The 20,472-nt window shown below is 68.8% G+C and carries 22 protein-coding genes; 12 read left to right on the forward strand and 10 right to left on the reverse strand.

The genetic code is table 11. From position 1 onward, the window contains the following. Nucleotides 1-15 precede the first annotated feature (15 nt). Together ABEA24_RS10555 and ABEA24_RS10560 are read right to left on the reverse strand one after the other, a co-directional pair. The gene (locus ABEA24_RS10555) at nucleotides 16-1,236 is read right to left on the reverse strand and encodes a low temperature requirement protein A (RefSeq protein ID WP_345430505.1); all 1,221 of its coding nucleotides are present in this window, start codon (nucleotides 1,234-1,236) and stop codon (nucleotides 16-18) included. 125 nt (nucleotides 1,237-1,361) lie between these two features. Further along, nucleotides 1,362-1,685: a helix-turn-helix transcriptional regulator gene (locus ABEA24_RS10560; RefSeq protein ID WP_345430506.1), complete on the reverse strand. Its 324-nt coding sequence runs from the start codon at nucleotides 1,683-1,685 to the stop codon at nucleotides 1,362-1,364. Nucleotides 1,686-1,857: 172 nt separating this feature from the next. Here ABEA24_RS10560 and ABEA24_RS10565 point away from each other — a divergent pair, with 172 nt between their 5' ends. The 3 genes from ABEA24_RS10565 to ABEA24_RS10575 all read left to right on the forward strand — a co-directional run bounded on the left by ABEA24_RS10565 (nucleotide 1,858) and on the right by ABEA24_RS10575 (nucleotide 5,028). Then, a complete protein-coding gene (locus ABEA24_RS10565) occupies nucleotides 1,858-2,193 on the forward strand; it encodes an STAS domain-containing protein (protein WP_345430507.1) in 336 nt (111 codons plus the stop codon). Between the two features lie 113 nt (nucleotides 2,194-2,306). Next, on the forward strand, nucleotides 2,307-4,481 hold the full coding sequence (locus ABEA24_RS10570; RefSeq protein WP_345430508.1) for a TerD family protein: 2,175 nt from the start codon (nucleotides 2,307-2,309) through the stop codon (nucleotides 4,479-4,481). A gap of 193 nt (nucleotides 4,482-4,674) precedes the next feature. After that, nucleotides 4,675-5,028: a hypothetical protein gene (locus ABEA24_RS10575; protein ID WP_345430509.1), complete on the forward strand. Its 354-nt coding sequence runs from the start codon at nucleotides 4,675-4,677 to the stop codon at nucleotides 5,026-5,028. 88 nt (nucleotides 5,029-5,116) lie between these two features. Here ABEA24_RS10575 and ABEA24_RS10580 read toward each other — a convergent pair whose 3' ends face one another. Beyond that, nucleotides 5,117-5,497, reverse strand: a complete 381-nt coding sequence (locus ABEA24_RS10580; RefSeq protein WP_345430510.1) for a radical SAM protein — start codon at nucleotides 5,495-5,497, stop codon at nucleotides 5,117-5,119. Continuing rightward, the gene (locus ABEA24_RS10585; RefSeq protein ID WP_345430511.1) at nucleotides 5,391-6,203 is read right to left on the reverse strand and encodes an AAA family ATPase; all 813 of its coding nucleotides are present in this window, start codon (nucleotides 6,201-6,203) and stop codon (nucleotides 5,391-5,393) included. Before ABEA24_RS10585 ends, ABEA24_RS10580 begins: the two co-directional genes overlap by 107 nt. Before the next feature lie 194 nt (nucleotides 6,204-6,397). On the opposite strand from ABEA24_RS10585, the gene vph reads away from it, so the two are divergent. Then, nucleotides 6,398-7,261, forward strand: coding sequence for a viomycin phosphotransferase (vph, locus tag ABEA24_RS10590; RefSeq protein WP_345430512.1), 864 nt, complete (start codon nucleotides 6,398-6,400; stop codon nucleotides 7,259-7,261). Nucleotides 7,262-7,540: 279 nt separating this feature from the next. Here vph and sigJ read toward each other — a convergent pair whose 3' ends face one another. Next, on the reverse strand, nucleotides 7,541-8,608 hold the full coding sequence (gene sigJ, locus ABEA24_RS10595; RefSeq protein ID WP_345430513.1) for an RNA polymerase sigma factor SigJ: 1,068 nt from the start codon (nucleotides 8,606-8,608) through the stop codon (nucleotides 7,541-7,543). A gap of 44 nt (nucleotides 8,609-8,652) precedes the next feature. Here sigJ and ABEA24_RS10600 point away from each other — a divergent pair, with 44 nt between their 5' ends. Further along, on the forward strand, nucleotides 8,653-9,270 hold the full coding sequence (locus ABEA24_RS10600; protein ID WP_345430514.1) for an LUD domain-containing protein: 618 nt from the start codon (nucleotides 8,653-8,655) through the stop codon (nucleotides 9,268-9,270). Between the two features lie 197 nt (nucleotides 9,271-9,467). Then, the gene (locus tag ABEA24_RS10605; RefSeq protein WP_345430515.1) at nucleotides 9,468-9,794 is read left to right on the forward strand and encodes a putative quinol monooxygenase; all 327 of its coding nucleotides are present in this window, start codon (nucleotides 9,468-9,470) and stop codon (nucleotides 9,792-9,794) included. Nucleotides 9,795-9,997: 203 nt separating this feature from the next. On the opposite strand, the gene ABEA24_RS10610 is transcribed toward ABEA24_RS10605, so the two are convergent. The 4 genes from ABEA24_RS10610 to ABEA24_RS10620 form a co-directional block, all read right to left on the reverse strand. Further along, nucleotides 9,998-10,660 (reverse strand): hypothetical protein, encoded by a 663-nt coding sequence (locus ABEA24_RS10610; RefSeq protein ID WP_345430516.1) that lies wholly within the window; start codon nucleotides 10,658-10,660, stop codon nucleotides 9,998-10,000. 12 nt (nucleotides 10,661-10,672) lie between these two features. Further along, nucleotides 10,673-11,086, reverse strand: a complete 414-nt coding sequence (locus tag ABEA24_RS10615) for a DUF302 domain-containing protein (RefSeq protein ID WP_345430517.1) — start codon at nucleotides 11,084-11,086, stop codon at nucleotides 10,673-10,675. Between the two features lie 62 nt (nucleotides 11,087-11,148). Next, nucleotides 11,149-11,265: a DUF397 domain-containing protein gene (locus ABEA24_RS53465; protein WP_425551158.1), complete on the reverse strand. Its 117-nt coding sequence runs from the start codon at nucleotides 11,263-11,265 to the stop codon at nucleotides 11,149-11,151. Beyond that, nucleotides 11,262-12,077, reverse strand: coding sequence for a helix-turn-helix domain-containing protein (locus tag ABEA24_RS10620; protein WP_345430518.1), 816 nt, complete (start codon nucleotides 12,075-12,077; stop codon nucleotides 11,262-11,264). Before ABEA24_RS10620 ends, ABEA24_RS53465 begins: the two co-directional genes overlap by 4 nt. 177 nt (nucleotides 12,078-12,254) lie before the next feature. Between ABEA24_RS10620 and ABEA24_RS10625 the strand changes: the two genes are divergently transcribed. From ABEA24_RS10625 to ABEA24_RS10635, 3 genes are all read left to right on the forward strand, one after another. Then, on the forward strand, nucleotides 12,255-12,674 hold the full coding sequence (locus tag ABEA24_RS10625; RefSeq protein WP_425551159.1) for an ATP-binding protein: 420 nt from the start codon (nucleotides 12,255-12,257) through the stop codon (nucleotides 12,672-12,674). Between the two features lie 341 nt (nucleotides 12,675-13,015). Continuing rightward, the gene (locus ABEA24_RS10630) at nucleotides 13,016-15,709 is read left to right on the forward strand and encodes a hypothetical protein (RefSeq protein ID WP_345430520.1); all 2,694 of its coding nucleotides are present in this window, start codon (nucleotides 13,016-13,018) and stop codon (nucleotides 15,707-15,709) included. 4 nt (nucleotides 15,710-15,713) lie between these two features. After that, the gene (locus ABEA24_RS10635) at nucleotides 15,714-16,628 is read left to right on the forward strand and encodes a phosphotransferase (protein ID WP_345430521.1); all 915 of its coding nucleotides are present in this window, start codon (nucleotides 15,714-15,716) and stop codon (nucleotides 16,626-16,628) included. Between the two features lie 142 nt (nucleotides 16,629-16,770). Here the strand turns inward: ABEA24_RS10635 and soxR are convergent, their stop codons facing one another. Next, entirely contained in the window at nucleotides 16,771-17,226 is a 456-nt protein-coding gene (gene soxR, locus ABEA24_RS10640; RefSeq protein WP_345430522.1) for a redox-sensitive transcriptional activator SoxR, read from the reverse strand. A gap of 107 nt (nucleotides 17,227-17,333) precedes the next feature. Here soxR and ABEA24_RS10645 point away from each other — a divergent pair, with 107 nt between their 5' ends. From ABEA24_RS10645 to ABEA24_RS10655, 3 genes are read left to right on the forward strand one after another with little or no spacing between them, the layout of a single operon-like run. Continuing rightward, on the forward strand, nucleotides 17,334-17,948 hold the full coding sequence (locus tag ABEA24_RS10645) for an NADPH-dependent FMN reductase (RefSeq protein ID WP_345430523.1): 615 nt from the start codon (nucleotides 17,334-17,336) through the stop codon (nucleotides 17,946-17,948). Between the two features lie 46 nt (nucleotides 17,949-17,994). Further along, on the forward strand, nucleotides 17,995-19,503 hold the full coding sequence (locus ABEA24_RS10650; RefSeq protein WP_345430524.1) for a DHA2 family efflux MFS transporter permease subunit: 1,509 nt from the start codon (nucleotides 17,995-17,997) through the stop codon (nucleotides 19,501-19,503). Then, nucleotides 19,500-20,342: a patatin-like phospholipase family protein gene (locus ABEA24_RS10655; protein WP_345430525.1), complete on the forward strand. Its 843-nt coding sequence runs from the start codon at nucleotides 19,500-19,502 to the stop codon at nucleotides 20,340-20,342. The genes ABEA24_RS10650 and ABEA24_RS10655 overlap by 4 nt, the downstream gene beginning before the upstream one ends. The last annotated feature ends 130 nt before the right edge of the window (nucleotides 20,343-20,472 follow it).

A 20,472-nucleotide genomic window follows, 5' to 3' on the forward strand; every position in this document is an offset into this window, starting at 1 on the left:
GGTCTGCCGCGCTGCTCAGGCAGCGGCTGCAGCGTCTGATGACCGGGTGATGCGGTGGCGCAGGAACAAGGAGACGGCCACGCTGAGTGCCGCGACGAATCCGGTGAGCAGCACTGCCCACGGGCCTGCGGACGTGCAGGCCAGAATCGCGACCGCGGTCAGCGGCAGGACCGCCTGCCGCCCCAGTGACGGCTTGTGGTGGCAGGCATGCAGGAGCCAGGTGAAGAAGACGAATGCGGCCGTGGGGACGGTGACGGAGGCGGCGGCGCTCGTGGCACTGATGTGGGCCTGGCCGATCATCTGCTTGATCGCCACTGCGAGTCCGGCGCCGATGGCGGCGGCCGTGGAGAAGACGAGGTAGCGCCCGTATCCCCACAGGAAAGCGCGTCTGCTCCCGTGCAGATGCTCGTGGATGGGAACGACGTAGTAGATCCAGTAGGCGGCGAAGACGATCAGCAGGCCCCCTGCTGCGATCGGCAGCAACTCCGTCGAGTGCCCCCTGTCCAGAGCACTCTGCACGGCCCCGGTCGCGGCGGCGACCGTTTCACCCAGGACGATCAGGGTGAACCCTCCGTACCGCTCGGCGATGTGGTGGGGATGCCAGGAAGTGGGTCTGTGGCGCTCGGCCACCACAGGCACGACGAGTTCCGCGACCGCCAGGACGACGAATATCCACACCTGCGCGCCACTGTGCGGCAGGAATCCGAACGCCACCCAGCCGGTCTGCACGAGGACGACGCCGACGGCGTACCACAAGGCGGTGGTCCGGGCGTCGCCCCGCTCACTGCGGGCCGCTCTGAGCCACTGAGCCGTCATGGCCAGCCGCATCACCACATAGCCGACCACGACGATGGAGTAGTCCGTGCGGTCGAAGGCGCGGGGCACGCCCGCGGCCAGGATGAGGACGCCCGAGATCTGCACCAGCGTGGTGAGCCGGTAGGGCACGTCGTCCGTGTCGTACGCGGAGGCGAACCAGGTGAAGTTCATCCAGGCCCACCAAATGGCGAAGAAGATCATGGCGTAGCCGACCACGCCCTGCCCGGCATGGCCCGCCGCCACGGCGTGCACCAGCCTGCCACCGGCCTGCGCGACCGCCACCACGAAACACAGATCGAACAAAAGCTCCAGCGGTGTGGCGACTCGGTGCGCTTCGTCCGGATCCCGTCTGACCATGGTCCGCAGCAATGGCCCGGACGGAACCGTGCCGCCCGCCGGGCCGTCGGCGCGTTCGCTCACGGCCCGTGCTCCTCCCCGTTCTCCTGTTCACCAGCTGGACGTCCCCGGCCCGGCCTCGCAGGCAGACCAGCAAGGGCCGACTCTCATCCGAGCGTTCATCGCTTCGGACGGCGGGCCCCACGGGTCTACTCCTCCTCGCGGTTCTCCTCGCGGTGGGTGAAGAGGGAGAGCAGGCCCTCGATCCGGTGGTCCGCCTCCGCGGGGTGGCGGAAACGACGACTGGGGTCGACCGTGTAGTGGTTGCGGCGGCCGACGCGGGTCCGGGTGAGGTAACCGGCGGCCTCAAGATCGGTCACGATCGTCTGCGCCGCCCGCTCGGTGATGCCGGCGATGGCCGCCATGTCCCGAAGCCGCGCCTGCGGATTTCGGGCGATCTCCAGGAGAACGCGGGCGTGGTTCGTCAGGAACGTCCACTGTCTCGCTGGTTCGCCGCCCTGGGGCGTGGCCATCGTCGTGCTCGTCCGATCTGCGTCTGGGCCGGTCATCGCGGTGCTCTCAAGAGCATATTAAGAAGTTGGTTTCCGGTATCGGTTGACGTGCTTCTGCTGTACGGGCATCCTCAAAGCATGTGGATGGAAGGGCGGCCCATGCGAGTGCACCCTCGTGATGTTAGTGGCCGTCATGGCAGAACGTAACGCTCACGCGGCGGAAGCCGTCTCGCCGGAGGCGACTCTCGTGCTCTACGAGGACGACCAGCTCAGCATCGTCCAGGCGACCCCACCGGACACCGTTCTGCTCAAGGGTGACATCGACATCACCAACAGCGCGGCCCTCGCCGACGCGCTCGCCCAGGTCACCGCGCGATGGGGTCAGGTGTCGGTCGACACCGCCGAGCTCCGCTTCATCGACGTCTCCGGCTGGCGCGTCCTCCTCGCCTCCCCGGCCAGACCCCGCCCTCGGCTGCTCAACGTCGCCCCCTGCGTCCGCCGCCTGAGCGACCGCATGATGTCCCTCTGACCCTCGCTATCAGTCTCGTAGACCGGGAACGCGCACCGCGATAACCGTTATGCCGGGCTCCGCCCGGAGTGCCATGCTGGGCGGCGCCGCATACCACCGACCGCGGAAGGGTCATGCTCGAGACAGGGATCATCCAGAAGACGCTGCGGGTGCCGATGACGGCAGGCCCGCATGGCGACGGCGGCACGGTCGCCCGCCAGGTGGACACCGTCTTGCTGAGTGTCGGGTTCAAGGCGTCCGGCGAGCTGCTGGAGCACCTGTCGCACGTGGAGCCCGGTGTCGTCATGGACACGGGCGTCCGGATCCTGGCGGCGGTCCGCGCGCTCGTCGGGGACCATGTCCAGCACAACGTCTACTTCCGCGACTTCCCGGCGAACGTCCCGGACACCGTCGAGTTCTGGCTGGACTGCCTGCGCGACGCGGTGGTCCGCACCCGCCCCGCCGGTGAGCCGCCCGATGACGACGGACTGCGGGCGATGCTGAGCACCGGCCGGGTCGACCTGCTGCGGCTCCCGAAGTACGGCCGGTACCGGCACACGTACGCGGAGATGCTGGCCGCGCACGACGAGCTGATCCCGTCGCTGAAGGACCGGCTCACCGTCCTCCACCTGGGCCGGCCGCTCGCCGAGGAGGCGCAGGACCTCTACCTGGCCCTGGCCGGGAGTCCGATCCCGCTCGGCGACACGGACCTCGAACTGCTCGGCGAGCTCGCCGCCGCCTGCGTCGACGGTGCGCAGCCGGAGACGATCCCGAGCCGGGAGAGCCTCGCCGTCGTCAACCGGGCGTGGCTGGCGGCGGGCCGGCCGGTACGCGTGGACACGGTCACCGACGTGCTGCGGCTCGCGTGCGCGATGTCCGACGGGGATGTGTCGCTGACCGCGCCGACCCGGTTCCGGTCGTTCCCGCGTGCGCGGCGCCGCGCGCTGCTCACCGCCCTCGACACGGTCGTACGGGACAGTCCGGCCAAGGCCGCCGACGTGGGCCGCCACCGGGAGATGTGGAAGCGGCTCGGCGAGCGCCTGCACCCCCACGAGTACCCGGACCTGCCGCACGCGCTGAAGGTGTTCGCCGTCGCCCGGGGCGAGACCGTCGTACGGTCGCTCACGGGCCGCGTGGAGCTGGCGTTCGCCGACGAGCGCGTCGGCGACGCGGTGTCGCTGCTGACCATTGCTCCGGGCATGCTGTTCCGGTCGCTGGACCGGGTGCTGCGCACCGCGACGCCCGCCGAGGCCGACGCGGCGCTCACGGCCGTACGCGAGACGGCCTGCCAGGTGTCGGGACGCGTGATCCTGGGCGTACGCGAGCACGTCGCCAACCGCACCGCGCCGGACGCCGCGCGGATCTTCGTCAACCGGGAGGCTCGCGCGTGGGCACGCCCGGACGATCGGCCGCCGCTGCCGGAGCCCGTCGTACGGCGTCTCACCGCGATCCTGGACGAAGAGCTGACCCGTCGCCTGCCCTCCTGGGAGCGGATCGTGGTCGACCCGGCCGTGCTGAACCTGACCGTGCCGCTGACGAACAAGACCGCGCCGAACGGATTCGGCGTCGTGCCTCGCGGGTCGGTCGTGCCGGTCGACGGCGAGGCGCTGCGGTTCTTCGTGTACTGGCGGCAGGCACGCGAGACGACCGACTTCGACCTGTCGGTGCTGCTCCTGGACGACGCTTTCCGCCCGGCCGGGCAGGTCTCGTGGACGCGGCTCCAGGACGGCGGCGCGGTGCACTCCGGTGACATCGTCGACGCCCCGACGGGCGCGTCGGAGTTCATCGACCTGAACCTGGAGAATGTCAGGGCCCGGTACGTCCTGCCGCAGGTGAACGTCTTCTCCGGCGAGGGCTTCACGCAGGTCGCCGAGTCGTTCTTCGGGTTCATGCTCCGCAGCCCCGACCAGGCGGGCCGGCCCTTCGAGCCGCGTACGGTGCGGACGAAGTCGGACCTGCGCGGTACGGGGCGGGTCGCGCTGCCCGTGGTGTTCACCCGGGGCGACGACGGCCGCTGGTCGGCGCGCTGGATGCACCTGTACCTGCGGGGCACCAGCTGGGCGAACCGGGTGGAGACCAATCGGGTGTCGACGACGATGCTGGCCCGCGGCGTCCTGGAGCGCCGCTACCTGCCCATGTCGTACCTGGTCGATCTGCTGGCCGCCAAGGCCGGGACGGTGACGCCGTACGAGCCGGGCATGGAGCTCGACGGTCCGGTGACGTTCGTCGGGCTCGAGCGCCCCGAGGGCCTTCCGGAGGGCTCGGAGGTGTATGCGCTGGACCGGCTGAACGAGTTGATCCCCGAGTAAGGGTCGGCTACGGTCGCTGACCGGCGAGGCCATGAGGGGACTTCCTTCTTAGCGGATAACTAATCCATAGTTAGTCTCCTCGCTTTCCTCGCCGTGACGTGAGGGCCCGCCGACGACAGTCGGCGGGCCCTCACGTCATTCGGCCGCGCCGCCGACCGATCGAGCGTCAGCCCTGCTGGAGGAGGTCCAGGTCGTGCCTCAGGCGCTGGTGAACATGGTCGATGAGCCGGAAAAGGTCGCGGCAGTACACGGAGGGATTCGCGAAGCCGGTTTCCTCTCGGTAGCGATTCGGGTAATAGCCCGCGCCGCACACCTGGCCCACAGGGCATTCGCGGCAGGTGTCGCAGAGGGCCGCGAAGCCCACCTGACGTGCTGCGATCGCCGGGTGGTCCAGCGCCAGGTCGAATGGATGGGCGAAGACGTTCAGACCCGTCTCCGAGGCGCCTTCGAAGCCGGACTTCAGCGAATCACCTGCTGGATGGTCCCGTCGGTCTCCACCGTGATCAGGACGCTCGGACTCAGCCCGACCGAGTCGACCCGACTCTGACCGCCGAGGACGAGCTGGATGATCGACTCGAAGAACCGAATGCTCGTCTCCTTTCGAGGCGCGCCGTACCAGCGGTCGAAGATGGGAATCAGCCAGTCCGCGTAAGGCGTATCGGATCCGTCGATGTCGAGCCGCGGCGGCGGGTTCGTCCAATTGCCTCGGGCAGCAGGAAGTCCATGAAGGGCGGCTCGAACCGCAGTAGTTCCTCGTACGTGGCGAGGGGATCGTTGGCGACGTCGATCGTGCAGTAGAGATGCGAGAAGAGGCGCCGATAGGGGTCTTGGCGCAGGCGCTCGATGCCCTCGACCACCGCGTCGTAGCTGCCGCGGCCGTTCGCGTACCGGCAGTGCCGGTCGTGCGCCTCACGCCCGCCGTCGAGGCTGACGCCCACCGCGATGTCGTGCTCCAGGAGGACGTCCAGCGTGCTCGGTGTCAGCAGGACGCCGTTGGTCTGGAGGCGGAAGGTCACCTCGGTGCCGGCCGGGACCGAGCGGCTCTCGCAGATGGCGGGGCAGGTGGGGCGCCGCCCGGCCCAGCAGGGCTTCCGCCGCATCGGGGGCAAGGCCCGTGAGGTGCAGCCGGGGCAGGCCGGTGGTGCTCCGCACCCGGCCGTCGTCCTCCCGGGCCGCGAACAGGATTCCGATCGGTTCGTCGGCGAGCCGCCGGGCCACGAACCGAACCACTTCGACCGTCGCGAGATCCACGCAGTGACCGTCGTCGACCAGGCACAACAGCGGCCGCTCGGCGGCGAGCCCCGAAAGCAACGTCAGCACGGCGAACCCGGCCAGCAGCGGATCGACGGCATCGGTCGCCGCCATGCCGAACGCCCCCCGCAACGCGTCGGCCTGCGGATCGGGCAGCTCATCGATCTCGCCGAGCACGGGCCGGAGCAGTAGGTGCAGCGCCGAGTACGGCATTTCTGCCTCATTTTCGACGCCGGCGGCCCGCAACACCCGCGTCTCCGGCGTGGCCTGACCGACCGCGTGCTCCAGCAGCGCCGTTTTCCCGATCCCCGGCGGCCCCGTCACCAGCAACGCCCGCCCGGCCCGTACCTCGTCCACCAGTTGCTCAACGAGCCCAAGCTCCGCGCTCCGCCCCAGCAACACCTTCGCGATCTTGCTGATTTGGAAATCGATTCCGGCCTTTTTGCCAATCCGAAAATCGGGCCGACTCATCGCGGCCTGCCTGGCCCCTCGCGCCGATCCGACCATGGAAGAATCGCCGGATCGCTCGGTCCCGAGTGAAGGGATGGCGCAGATCACGGCGCTTGTGCTGTGACCGCATACGTTCGCCGGGTCGGCGCTGGGAGCGGTTGACGGCGCCCTCGTGCACATCGCCTCCGCGCCATCGAAGGATCCAGAGGTCACCCGTGAGCATTCGTACAACGCATCGTGCTCTGCTGAGCCGTCTGCTGCCTGACGATAAGCCGGACGATCTGGCCGTACGCCAGGGGCAATTCCACACCGTTGTCATTGGCTCAGACCGCGTCGTGTGTCTGCCCCGCACTCAGGCGGCGGCCGCCCGGCTGCCCGAGCGGGCGGCCGTACTACACGCCCTTGCCGGACTCGATCTCGGCTTCCGCACACCTGAGCCACTGTTGCAGGGCGGAGCCGACGGCGCCGACGAGGAGCCGTTCCTGGTGCTCAGCCGCATTCACGGGGAACCCTTGGAGGCCGACGCGCTCAACAATGCCCAGGTGGCCGGCGCGGTGGCAGCGCAGTTCGCCACACTGCTGGCCGACCTGGCCCGCGCCGGCACCGACGAGGCGGTACGAGCGGTTCTGCCTCAGGCATCACAGGACCGGTGGAATCGATTCGCGGAAAATGTGCGTGCGGAGCTGTTCGTGCTCATGTCCGGCCGCGGGCGCCTTCGAGCCGAACAGGAACTCGCGGCCCTCGACAGCCTTCCCTGTCTGACCCGAGCAGTGGTGCATGGTGACCTCGGTGCCGAAAACCTCCTGTGGGAGTGGACGCACGGCCTGCCGCGCCTGGCCGGAGTACTCGACTGGGACGATGTCACACTCAACGACCCGGCCGAGGACCTCGCAGCCATCGACGCCGGCTACGGCGGTGACCTCCTGGAGCGAGTGCTCGCCCTGGGCAACTGGCCAGACGACGGACTCGCCACCCGCATTGCCGCGATCCGCGGCACATTCGCCCTCCAGCAAGCCCTCTACGCCGTCCGCGACGACGACGACAAAGAACTCGCGGAGGGCCTGGCCGACTACCGCTGAGGCACGCCGTCGGACCCGACACCGCAACCGCCTGATCCTTCCCCGGTCACAGCACTAGGCGCTTTAACGAGTTGATCCCCGACCGGCGAGCGGTTACGGTCGCTGACCGGCGAGGCCATGAGGGGGCTTCCTTCTCAGCTTCGGACTGCCCTAGCCCCCTCGCTCTCCTCGCCCTGACGTGAGGGCCCACCGGCGACAGCCGGCGGGCCCTCACGTCCTTGAAGGTGTCCCGCCGCTGGGCGGCGGCTGCGAGCGGGCCCGATGGCATGGAGACGCGCCTCAGCCCGTCGTCCAGCGACGGAGTTTCTCGGGGTTGCGTACTGCCCAGATGTGCTTGATCCGGTCGCCCGCGACCTCGAACGCGAACACCGTCACGGTGACGCCGTCTTGCTGAGCCACCAGACCGGGCTGACCATTGACCGTACGCTCCAGGAACGTCATGTCGCTGGACGACGCCCGGTGGGCGATTTCCACCCAGGCGCGCGCGATCTGCTCGCCGCCTTCGATGGGGCGCAGGAAGGTAGTGGCGAGGCCGCCGCCGTCGGCGATCGCCGTGGCGTCGGGGTCGAGGAGGCCGATCAGGGCGTCGATGTCCTTGGCCTCCCATGCCTGTTTGAAGTCCCTGACGATGCCGGCCTGCTGGGCTGTCGGACTCGCGGGGCCCTGCGATTCGCGAATGCGCCGGCGGGCCGAGGAGGCCAGCTGGCGGCATGCCGCCGGCGTACGGCCGACGATCTCGGCCACTTCGGCAAAGGTATGGCAGAAGACATCGTGCAGGATGAACGCGACGCGTTCGGCCGGGGTCATCGATTCGAGCACGACCAGGAAGGCCATGTTGACCGACTCATCCAGGGTGACCCGGTCGGCCGGGTCGACGGTCGCACCGCCCGGCCGCCCGCTGATCCACTCCGTACGCTCGGGCAGCGGCTCGGGGATCCATTCGCCCACGTAGGTCTCTCGCCGGGCCCGTGCCGAGCCGAGCAGGTTGAGGCAGATACGGCTGGCGACCGTCGTCAGCCAGGCACCGGGGGACTCGATGGCGTCCTGCTGCTGCCGGGACATGGCGTACCAGCGGGTGTACGTCTCCTGTACGGCATCCTCGGCCTCGGTCAGGCAGCCCAGAAGCCGGTACGCGATATTGATCAGCTGGCGCCGCTCGCTCATGATCGCGTCCAGGCCCGGATCTGGCCGGCCGTGTCCTTGCCCGGATCGGGTGGTCATGGTGTCGATGGCTCCCTTGGTCGCATCTGCCCTCACCAGTTCGACAAGGCAGCGCACCGGAATGTGAGGCCCATGCGTCGCCTCACATTCCGGTGGGCTGTGTTGTCGAACTGCTGAGACGAACACATCATCCAGCGAACAGGAAGCTCAGAGACATCATGACCACCCCTATGCCGGCAACACCGTTCACCGACCCGGGGCCCGCGCGGCGCCTGGAGCGGGCGGCCACTGCGCTGACCGCACACGGTTTCACCGTGGAAATCCTCGACGACGCCGCCGCCGCGCGTACCCGCATCAAAGATCTGATACCGGAGGGCGCCAGCGTGTTCACCGGCGCCAGCGAGAGCCTCCGCCTGTCCGGCATCGACGAGGACATCAACAACAGCGGGCGGTACGACGCCATCAAGCCACGCGTCCTGGCCATGGACCGCGCCACCGCCGCCGACGACATCCGGCGGCTGCTCGCCGGCCCCGACGTCATCGTGGGCAGCGTCGCCGCGCTCACCGAAACCGGCTCCCTCGTGGTCGCCTCGGGCAGCGGAAGCCAACTACCGGGCTACGCCGGTGGCGCCGCCCGCGCGATCTGGATCGTCGGCGCGCAGAAGCTGGTACCCGACCTGAGCACCGCACTGCGGCGCGTCGAAGACCACTGCCTCCCGCTGGAAAGTGCCCGCACCCAGGAGGCCTACGGGTGGCCCAGCGCCATCAACCGCCTTCTCATCCTCAACGCAGAACCCCACCCCGGGCGCGGCACCGTCCTGCTGCTCCGCGAAGCCATCGGATTCTGAACCACCCGTCGGTGTATCAAGGTGAGTTCCGGCACCAGGTCTCCCGGGCGGAGCTAGAGCGCCTGTACGAGTCCGACTCGGCGAACCGTCTGTTGAGCGAGTTCATCGCCGGGCTGAACTAAGTGCGTCACAGACCGAAGTACCGCTGTCACATGCTTTGATCCTTGAGACAGTGATGCCGGGCACAAGGAGTCCAGATGATCTTCATCACCGCCAAGTTCCGCGTACGTGCCGAAGACGCCGACCGGTGGCCGGACATCGCGCGCGACTTCACGGAGGCGACCCGCAACGAACCGGGCTGCCTGTGGTTCGACTGGTCGCGCAGCCTGGCCGACCCTACGGAATATGTGCTGGTGGAGGCCTTCCGCGACGACGAGGCCGGCGCCGCGCACGTACAGTCGGAACACTTCAAGGCGGCGCAGCGGACACTGCCGCCGCATCTCGCCGAGACACCGCGAATCGTGAACATGAAGGTACCCCAGGACGACTGGTCCACCTTGGGGGAAATGGCCGTGCCAGAGTAGGACCGGCTTAACGAGTTGATCCACGACCGACGGGTGGCTACGGTCGCTGATCAGCGAGGCCATGAGGGGACTTCCTTCTCGGCCGATAACCGCTTCCTAGTCCCCTCGCTCTCCTCGCCACGACTTGAGGGCCCGCCGACCGCCGTCGGTGGGTCCTTTGGTCATCTGGCCGACCGCCACCGTCGTCGTACGCCGCGTCCTCCTCAGGCCCTCCCGACCTCCAGGAGCAGGTCATAGCCGAACCTGCCGTAATATTCCCGATACCGGCCCCGGCGATCAGGCGCTGTGAACAGCATGGTCTTGTTTCCGGGTCCGAAATTATCGCCGCTGTCGACGGTCGGGCCGAAGGCACAACGGTCGATGTCATCCAACGTGGTGGACCACGATCGCAGGTCGGTGACGTCACGCAGCATGACGGCAGGCATGTCATCGCGGCGGACCAGCCGAGTCGACGAGGCGAGCAGGCCGTCGGCTCCGACGGCCACTTCGAACCAGAGTTCCGGCCACAATGGCAGCGACCAGCGCAACAGGCGGTGACCGAGCATCCCTTTCCGCCGTCGTTCCAGGCCTTCACAGACCGGGTCACCGAGCACGCTGGTATAGAACTCCAGCAACCACGAGCACGGCACCGTCGGCATCGGGTGCGAGGTCGGAGATTCGCCCGCGGCGTGAATTGTTATCGTCAGGTTCTCCACCGGGACTTGCGGTATCGCCTGCTCGCGATCTCCCCACGCACGCATCTCCTCACGGGAGGACCCCAGCGTCTCCAGCGCCGCCGAGACATGCTCCACGCCGCCGGGAAAATCCATGCAGAGCAGCACCCACAGCTGGAACTCACGGATCCCGAACCCCTCGATCATCTCCACCCCACGTCTCGCCTATGTGATGGCCGCCGAGCCGACCGCCTGCTGGACGAGCCGCGCGAGACCCGTCTCGATGGCTTTGACGGCGGTCTCGCTTTCGGCGCCGAGCCCGTGTCGTTCGGCGATCCAGGAAGCGCCGTTGTAGGTCAGCCACACCTTGCCGTTCTGGTCCTGCCAGGCGAGAGCCTTCGCCGGCAGGTCGATGCCGCTGGTCTGCCGGTCCTGCATCAACGGAGTGCCGCCGCGGGGGTTGCCGAAGATCAGGAGTTCCGTCGGGCGAAGCTCCATCCCGACCCGAGCGGCGTTGCCCGCATGGTCGATTCTCGCGAATACGAACAGGCCGGCACCGATGACCAGGGCCTGCAAGCGGTCGACCGTCTCACCGACGGGCCAGTCGCTGGCAACCGTCAGCATGCCGCGCTCCTCCATCCGTTCCCCCGGGCCTCCTGAGGGTCGCCACCGGTCGGCCGCACCGGCGGTGGTGCGGGTCTTCAGGCCTCTCGACCGTCCCCAGGCGATGTCACCAGCGCGACCTCGACGCAGGCCTGGTCGTTGACACCTCCGCTATGTGAGCTTCTTCGCCACTGAGACGCACCCTGCCGAGTCATGCGTACCTCTCCAAGTACTGATCAATGAGGGCTCGTGATCCGTCCTGCGATGCGGCCTTTGCACCGATACGTTCGAATCGTACAGCGAGCTGCTTGACTTCAGCGGTGTCTTCGATGAGGCGCCCTCCATTCTGCGCCCCGGAATAGGCAACCTCTCGGGCATCAAGGCTTATCACCTGGAACGGACCATCCTGCCCGAGATGCGCCCCCGACGATGTTGGAATGATCCGCAGGATGATGTTCGGTTGATCGGCCAGCTCGCGGAGGTGCCGTAGCTGCGCCTTCATGACCTGAGGCCCACCTACCGGCAAGGCCAAGACGCTTTCGTCCATCAGTGCCCAGATGAGAGGTGGATCCGGACGCTCGAATATGGCCTTCTTCCGGGCGATCCGCTCAGCCAGCGCGGCGTCGGCGTCCTTGACGTCACTCTCCTGGAGAAGCGCGCGGATGTACTCATCAGTCTGCAGTGGCCCTGGGATCGCCTGGCCGTGATAGACCCTGAGCATCCCGGCCGTCGCTTCGTACCGGGCGAACGTGCGGCCCCAGTCGGGGCCGTGGGAGGTCTGGGCGTACCAGAGGAGCAGTTCGAAGAGGCGGCCGGTCCCCCACGCGCCGTCGATGGACTTGGCCTGGTCGTCGCCGATCTTGCGGCGGCCCGCCTCGATGTTGGAAACAGTCGACCGCGCGGCGTTGATGATCTGCCCCATCTGGGTCAGCGAGAGGCCGTGGCGTTCGCGCTCGTAGCGCAGTTCGTACGCGAGGAAATGCCAGAGGGAGAGCTTCGGGTCCAGCGGTGCTCGCACGATCGGCATGGCGCCCCCTTGTTTTCGATCGTTACGGACACGCCCGACTGTAAGCCGAAAGGGCCATTCTTAGCGGAAGAATTTAGAATCACGGGAAGATCGAGGAAACGGCGGCGGCCCATGACCGAAGATATCCGGATATGCATGCCAGCATCGGCGGCAGCCCCCGGTTTCACGCGCACGCTTATGGAGCGACGCCTCAGAAAATGGGGATACTCCGATATTTCGGACGACGCCACTCTGGTGGCGACCGAGCTCGTGACGAACGCCATGAAGGCTACGCCCGGTGAGGCCATCCGGTTCCTGTGCCGCTGGGAGGACGGAGGGGTCTACGTCGCCGTCTGGGACTCCAGCCCGGAGCGGCCCGCGCCGACGTACGCGAGCGAGCTCACCCTGGACGACCTCGACCTGTCCGAGGCCGGCTTCGACGCGAACGGCGGGCGCGGACTGCACATCGTCGACGCGCTCGCCCTGGAGTGGGGCTACCGCCCCGACCCCGTCGACCCGCGGACGGGCCGCTCCCCCGGGAAGTGGGTCTGGGCTCGCGTCGTCGCCGACGCCCGCTCGCCAGAGGACGGCTCCGCGCGAGGGTCGGCCATCGGCTGACGCGTGGTCGAGGCCCCGGCGTCGCTCGCACCGATTTTCGCACGGCCGCTTCCCCTGGCGGCAGTGACACCACCAGCGAACGAACAGGGGTTCCGTCATATCCGAGAACATCGGAGTCTGAAGGGCGATGGATCGATTCCAGTCTGAGAACCGGGGAAGGCTGGGCTTGCCGTAATCACCTAACACATTGGGTGCGCTCGGCTGTCAAGGTACGATCGAGGCGCTATCGGGATGGGGGTTCCCACCAACCAGGCGTCCGAGTCCACGGGCGCTTTCGCTCGCCGGTCGGGCCCCGTCTCATCGTCGGGGGGGCGACTGCTGGCGCTGGGAGGTGGCCGTCCTTGTCGCGCCCTGATCTGCGTGGGGTCTTCCGCACGAACAATCGTTCCCTGGCCTCGGTCGACGTGTTCGCCAACCGGGAAGAGGAATGGGCGGCCGTCTCGCGCGGCCTGGCAAGTGTCGTCGCCGCGCGGCGGAACCCCACGTTCGACGTGGAGGACGTGCAGACGCCTCGCTGCAACGTCCTGGTCTTCTACGGAGTCGGCGGCATCGGGAAGACAACGCTGTCGCAGCGGATCTCGGAGCACCTGAGCGACCCGGAGGCCGGGCCGACCCATTGGCTCGCGCCAAATGCGCAATTAGGCCGTGTCATCCCTATCCGGATTGATCTGTCCCGCCAGTTCGGTGCGAACCTGGAGACCGTGGTGCTAGCCGTACGGCTGGCGGCGGCGAACCTCGGACGCCCGATGCGGGCCTTCGATCTGGCGTTCTATCGGTACTGGGAGCACAACCATCCTGGCGAGACGCTGGAGGAGTATCTCCGACGTCACACCTTCTTCCGACGCTTCTCCTCCCGCGATTCGTTGCGCGGCCAGATGGAGGCGGGGCTGGAGGACATCGCCCAGGCGCTGACCATGCCAGGCATGATCGGCTCACTGGCGGGCCAAGGGCTGCGCCTCGTCGTACGGGCGCTGCGCGACCGTAGGCAGAAGGCCAGGGCTCTCGCCGGCTGCCGGCGTCTGCCGGACATCCTCGAAGCCGAGCCGGACACTGACGCGCTGAGCTACTACCCGCATCTCCTCGCCTGGGACCTGGCGCAGCTCCCGGAGGAGCGAACGGCGACGCCAGTGATCCTCCTGGACACGTTCGAGGACGTCGGGGATCGTACGCACCGGGATTTCGAGCGGCTGATCCAGCGGATGGCCTGGCTGCTGCCGAACGCGCTGTTCGTCATCACCGGCCGGAATCGGCTCCAGTGGGACGACACGCGACTGGAAGGGCAACTCGACTGGGTCGGTGCGCACTGCTGGCCTCAGTTGGTATCCGGCGCCGCCGAGGATCCACGGCAGTACCGCGTCGGCTACCTGGCCGAAGATGACGCCCAGGACTATCTTCAGCGCCGCCTCACGGTTGGCGACCGGCCGCTGATGGACGACCGGACGCGACGCGTCATCATCGCTCATTCCCAGGGCCTGCCGTTGTATCTGGATCTCGCGGTGATGCGCTTCCTGGATCTGTACGAACGGCTCGGGCATGCTCCGGATGTGAGCGAGTTCAGCCATGACTTCCCTGCCCTTGTGGCCCGTACATTCCGTGACCTCACCGTCGAGGAACGCCAGGTGCTGCGGGCGGTGAGCCTGCTCGACGCGTTCTCGGTGGAATTGGCCACGACGGCGGCTGGAATGGACCGGGACGCACCGGCCCTTCAGCTGACAGAACGTCCCTTTGTCGACGCCGACCCCGGTGCTCCCTGGCCGTACCACCTCCACGACGTGGTACGCGCAGCCGTACGGGACGCCGACTCGTCGAGCGAGGATCGGTGGAGCGACGCCGACTGGCGGCGCGCCTCACAGCGGGCGTTCGATGCCCTCGGCCGCGAGTTCGCGGATCACGGCGGCGGATCGGACCGCCGACGCCTCATCGGCTGCCTCCGCCAGGGGCTGACCCTGGCCCGTGACTTCGACCTGGAACTCGGCTGGCTCGTGGACGCGGCCTTCACCTACGTCGCGGACTTCGTCTGGGAGCCCATCGACGTCCAGACGGTGGCGTCCTCGGCACGGGGAACCCCGCAGGAACCCGGCGGTCCCGCAGCCGACGGTCCGGCCGTCGCGCTGGCGGAGGCCTTGACGACGATCGCCGGGCGGCAGCGTGAGCATCGTGCCATTACCGCCGACCGGCTCCGTACGATCCTCGCCGCGGGATCGCTGCCGTCGGGTCTGGACGAACTCCCTCGCTACTTCCTCGCCGAATGCGACCGTGACCTCGGGAACCTGACCGCCTCCCTCGATGGCATGCGTCGGGTTGCGGACGGCGGTGGCCGGTTGGCCGCCGACGCGTCCCGGGGCCTGCTCCACCTGGCCCGACGGCTGGGACGCTTCCCCGAAGTCCTCGCGGCGGTCGACGAGCTCAGCCCGCAGGGCAGGAAGCACCGCACCCTGGGCGACCTGTGGTGGACGCAGGGCGACATCGGACTGGCTTGCTCGGAGTACGCGCGTGGCCGCGACGACGCTCTCGGCGAGGGGCGCCACGGAGAGGCTGCCCTCAGCCAGGCATGCCTGGCCTTCGCCGCCGCGTTCCAGGACCGGGCCCGTGCCCGCGAACAGATCGACCGAGCGGAGCGGATGCTTGCCGGAACCAACGCACGCTTCGCCGAACTCCAGGTTCGCAACGCGCGTCTCCTCCAGGATTGCGGCCGGGGGGGCCGCCTTCCAGAGCAGGCCGAAGCGGTGGCCGCGCTCGCCACAGAGAACGGATTGTCGTCCTCGGTGGCGTACGCGCGGTTCGCCGCCTGCTACCACGCCGCCATCCTGCAGGACCCGGAACTCATCGCGGCGAGCCGCGATCGGCTGCGCGAGAGCGTCCATGGCGACGAGTTCGCATACTTGCTGGAACTGACCTATCTGATGCTCGGCGAGGAGCCGCCGGCCGACCTTTCCCGCGCCCGCTGGATCGACGGAGTCACTGCCACCGCCGACCGCTGGACGCGATTGGTCGCCGATCGGCAGCGCGAACTCACGTCCATGAGTGGAGACTGACCCGGTGGCCACCTACACCTCGATAGACGATCTCGATCTCGGCCAGATCGCCGCCCGGTACGGCTGGGAAAATCTGCATCTTGCGGCGTTGCACGGCGGCGCCGCGAACTCGAGTTTCAGGGCCACCGCGAAGCAGGGCGATTTCGTCCTAACGATTTTGGACAACCACGACCTGGCCGGTGCCGAGGCCCTCGCTGCCCGGACCGAGGCGCTGTTCCGCCTCGGCGTACCGACCACGGAAGTCATCCCTGACGTGGACGGACGCACTATCTCTGTGATCAGCGGGCGGCCCGTCATGGTCAAACGCTGGATCGAGGGCCAGGTCGTCGATCCGCTTCCGAGTCGCCTGCTGTCAACGGCCGGCGAACTTCTCGCTCACCTGCACGATCTTCCGCAGGATGTCCCTGACCTCCCCGCGAAAACCCGGCGCCTGTCGCCCGAGCATCTGCAACTGATCGACGAATTCCCGAACCGGCGCTTCGCGGATTGGCTGTCGGAGCGGCTGGACGCCGTTCAGCGGGAGGAGGTGGCCCTACCGCCCGCTCCGGATGTCGTCAGCCACGGCGACCTGTTCGCCGACAACCTCATCGTGCGGCCCGATGACGAACTCGCCGTCATCGACTGGGAGACGGTGTCGCTGGACAGCGCCTTGCTCGACCTCGGGATGTCGCTCCTCGGCCTGGCCAAGGTCGACGGCCGTCTGGACCACGACCGGGCGCACCAGATCGTCACCGGCTACACCAAGGTACGGCCGCTGTCGGACGAGGAAGTTGCCGCGCTCCCGGCCGAGGTCGAGCACGCCGCTCTGATCATCGCCTTCCACCGGTATCACCGGCACAACATCCGCTTCCCGGACAAACGCAAGTGTCACCTGCACGAAGAGATGTACGGCTTCGTGGATTCGTTGGCCGGCTTCTGACCGTTCCGTACAGCGGGATTCCGAGGATCCCGGTCGCCCGGGGCCGGCAGCCATCCGTGCCTGGACGCCGCCCACCACCTCTCCCCGGCAAACGGAGGAAACGTCAGCGGACCCAGACGTAGGAGTACATGTGGTACGCCCGCTAGGGGGCGAGCAGCCGGCGTGGGCCGGGGCCCTGTGCCCCGAGCATGTCGTCGGGGTTGACGAGCGTGCACTGCTCGAAGGACAGGCAGCCGCAGCCGATGCACTCGGTGAACCGGTCCCGCATCCGCTCCATCTTGGTGATGCGGCTGTTGACCTCCTGTTTCCAGTACTCGGAGACTCCGACCCAGAACTCCCGGGTGAGCTCGGCGTCCGGCGGGAGCATGCCGAGGACGTAGCCGACGCACTCCAGCGGCATGCCGACGCTCTGCGCCGCGCGGATGAAGGCGACCCGGCGCAGCGTCGTGCGGTGGTAGCGGCGCTGGTTGCCTGTGGTGCGCCGGCTGTGGATGAGGCCCTGCCGCTCGTAGAAGCGCAGTGCGGAGGCGGACACGCCGCTGCGCTCGGACAGCTCCCCGATGGTGAGCTCTTTGGTGATCTTGGGGCGTTCGGGCATGGTGATCAGCGTAGCTTGACTTCAACCTTTGTTTAGGTTCGAGGCTGTTCTCACGGCCGCTCCTGTGGCGGCCGAGACATCGCCATCGAACGAACAGGGGTTCTGTCATGTCCGAGAACACCGACGCCACCGGCGCGGCGCCGTTCAGGGTCGCCGTCATCCTCGGCAGCGTGCGCGAAGGCCGGTTCGGCACCACCGTCGCCGACTGGTTCGCAGGTCAGGCGGCCGAGCGCGCTGACGTGGAGGTCGACGTCATCGATCCGGCCGAGGCCGGACTGCCGCTGCGCTTCCCGGCATTCGGGTCCCTCCCGGAGCCCGAGACGGCCGGCGCGCTCGCCGCGGTGCAGTCACGCCTCGCCGCGGCCGACGCGTTCGTCGTCGTGACCCCGGAGTACAACCACAGCTTCCCGGCGGCGCTGAAGAACCTCATCGACTGGCACAACGCCGAGTGGCAGGCCAAACCCGTCGGGTTCGTGTCGTACGGCGGGCTGTCCGGTGGTCTGCGGGCGGTCGAGCACCTCCGGGTGGTCTTCGCGGAGCTGCACGCGGTGACGGTCCGCGAGACGGTGAGCTTCCACGGCGCGTGGGAGCGGTTCGACGCCGAGGGCGCGCCGGTCGATCCGGCCGGGTGCAACGGAGCCGCGAAGGCCCTGCTCGACCAGCTCCTGTGGTGGGCGCACGCGCTGCGCGACGCCAAGGCCGCCCGCCCGTACGCCGCCTGACGCCGTGACCGCCTCCCCACCTCGCGACGGACAGGACTCCCCCACCATGACGACCGCGTCCCCTCCCAGCCAACGCGTTGAGGCCCGGCCGCCGGGCGACGGCCCCGGGACCATGGCGATCGCCATGGTCATCGTGCTCGGGTCGATCATGACGGTCATCGACATCACCATCGTCAATGTCGCGCTCGGCCGGCTCTCGCAGGAGTTCCGCGCGCCGGTGGCGACGATCCAGTGGGTGGCCACCGGCTACACCCTCGCCCTGGCCACGGTGATCCCCGCCACGGGCTGGGCCGTCGGCCGGTTCGGCACCAAACGCACGTACATGGCGTCGATCGGGGTGTTCACCCTCGGCTCGGCGCTGGCGGGGCTCGCCTGGGACACCGGATCGCTGATCGGGTTCCGTGCCCTGCAGGGGCTCGGCGGCGGGATGATCACGCCGGTGGCCATGACGATCGTCATCCGGGCCGCCAGCCCGGAGCGGATGGGCCGGATGATGAGCGTGCTCGGCATCCCCGTCCTCATCGGGCCGCTGGCCGGGCCGATCCTCGGCGGCTGGCTGGTCGACAGCGTGTCCTGGCGCTGGATCTTCTTCGTCAACGTCCCGATCGGGGCGCTGGTGCTCCTGCTGGCCGGCCGGATCTTCCGGACGGAGACGCCGCAGCCCGGGCACCGGCTGGACGTCCCCGGCCTGCTGATGCTCTCCCCCGGGCTGGCCGCGATGATCTACGGTCTCGCCACCGGCGGCGAACACGGCGACTTCGGCTCCGCCGGGGTCTTCCTCCCGACCGCGCTGGGCGCGGCGCTGGTGGTCGCCTTCGTGATCCGCGGGCTGACCGCCCGCCACCCGCTGATCGATCTGCGGCTGTTCCGGCGGCGTGCGTTCGCGACGGCGGCCGTGACGCTGGTGTTCTACACCAGCGCGTACTTCGGGTCGATGCTGTTGCTGCCGCTGTACTACCAGGTGGTCCGCGGCCAGAGCGCGACCGGTTCCGGTCTGCTGGCCATCCCGCAGGCGCTCGCCACCGGCATCTCCATGCAGATCGCCAGCCGGTTGATCGACAGAGTTCCTCCCGGGCGGCTGGTGCCGGTGGGGATCGGGCTGGCGAGCACCGGGTTCCTGCTCTTCACCACGCAGGTCCGCGCCGACACCCCGTACCGGCTCCTCATCGTCCCGCTCATGCTGACGGGCATCGGCGTCGGAGCGACGATCATGCCGGCGATGGCGGCGGCGACCCGGAACCTCGCGAGCGAACAGGTGCCCGGTGCCAGCACGGCCCTGAACATCACCCAGCAGGTCTCCGCCTCGCTCGGCACCGCCCTCATCTCGGTCGTGCTCGCCACCGCGATGACCGACCGGCTGCCCGAGGTCTCCGGCGGCATCGGGTCGGTCCGCGGGCTCCCGGCACCGGCGCGGCAGGCGATCGCGCCGCGGCTGGCCGACGCGTTCCAGCACACCTACGTCTGGGCCGTGGTCCTGATGGTGGTGGCTCTGGTGCCCGCACTGTTCCTGCCGCGCAGCCGGCCGGCGGCCGACGTGAAAGGATCAGGATCATGACGGAGACCCGAGGCCTGGTCCTGGGGCCCGGAGGAGTCGTCGGCACGGCGTGGACGGCCGGCCTGGTCGTCGGCCTGCGACGCGCCGGCGTGGACCTGGCGGACGCCGATCTGATCGTCGGCACCTCGGCGGGGGCGATCGTCGGTGCGATGCTCGCGACCGGCCAGGACCTCGAACGGCTCGGCGCCCTTCCGGTCGACGCCACGGCGTCCGCCCCGGCGACGGACCCCGCGCGGATGAACGAGGTCTTCGCCGTGCTCGGCGATCGGAGTCTGGATCCGGCGGAGGCCCGGAGGCGGGTCGGCCGGATCGCCCTCGCCGCGGAGACCGGCGGGGAGGAGACGCACGTGTCGCGGATGGCGGCGCTGGTCGGCGCGCGGGAGTGGCCGGACCGCGACCTGTTGATCACGACGGTGGACGTCGAGACCGGTGAGCGCCGGGTCTGGGACCGCTCCGACGGCGCCCCGCCGGCGACCGTCGTGGCGGCCAGCACCGCGATGCCGGGCGCCTACCCGCCGATCACCGTGAACGGCCGGCGGTACATGGACGGAGCCCTGGCCGAGGGCAGCAACGCCGACCTCGCCGACGGCGCCGGAATAACGGTCCTCGTCGAGCCGCTGGCGCACCTGTTCCCCGCGAGCCCGACGGCTGGCGCACCCGGCGTCGTACGGGTCGTCCCCGACCCGGCGGCGGTGGCCGCATTCGGCCCCGATCTGCACGACCGCGCGGCGTCGCGGGCGTCGTACGAGGCCGGAGTGCGCCAGGCCGCCGACGCCGCCGACCGAATCCGGGGTGCCTGGCATGACCATAAATCCGCTGGCAGAAGACGGTCTATGTAAAACACACGTATCCACATAAGGTGGGAGATGGTCGCTCGGCCTGCCGTCCGGGCCCTATGGCCGCGGGCGGCCGGCGCCGGGGACACCGGCCGGCAGCACCGACCGGCGCACCTCCGATGCCGCATCCGCG

Origin of the sequence: Actinoallomurus vinaceus, from assembly GCF_039542055.1 — a bacterium.
GTDB classification, from domain to species: Bacteria; Actinomycetota; Actinomycetes; order Streptosporangiales; family Streptosporangiaceae; genus Actinoallomurus; species Actinoallomurus vinaceus.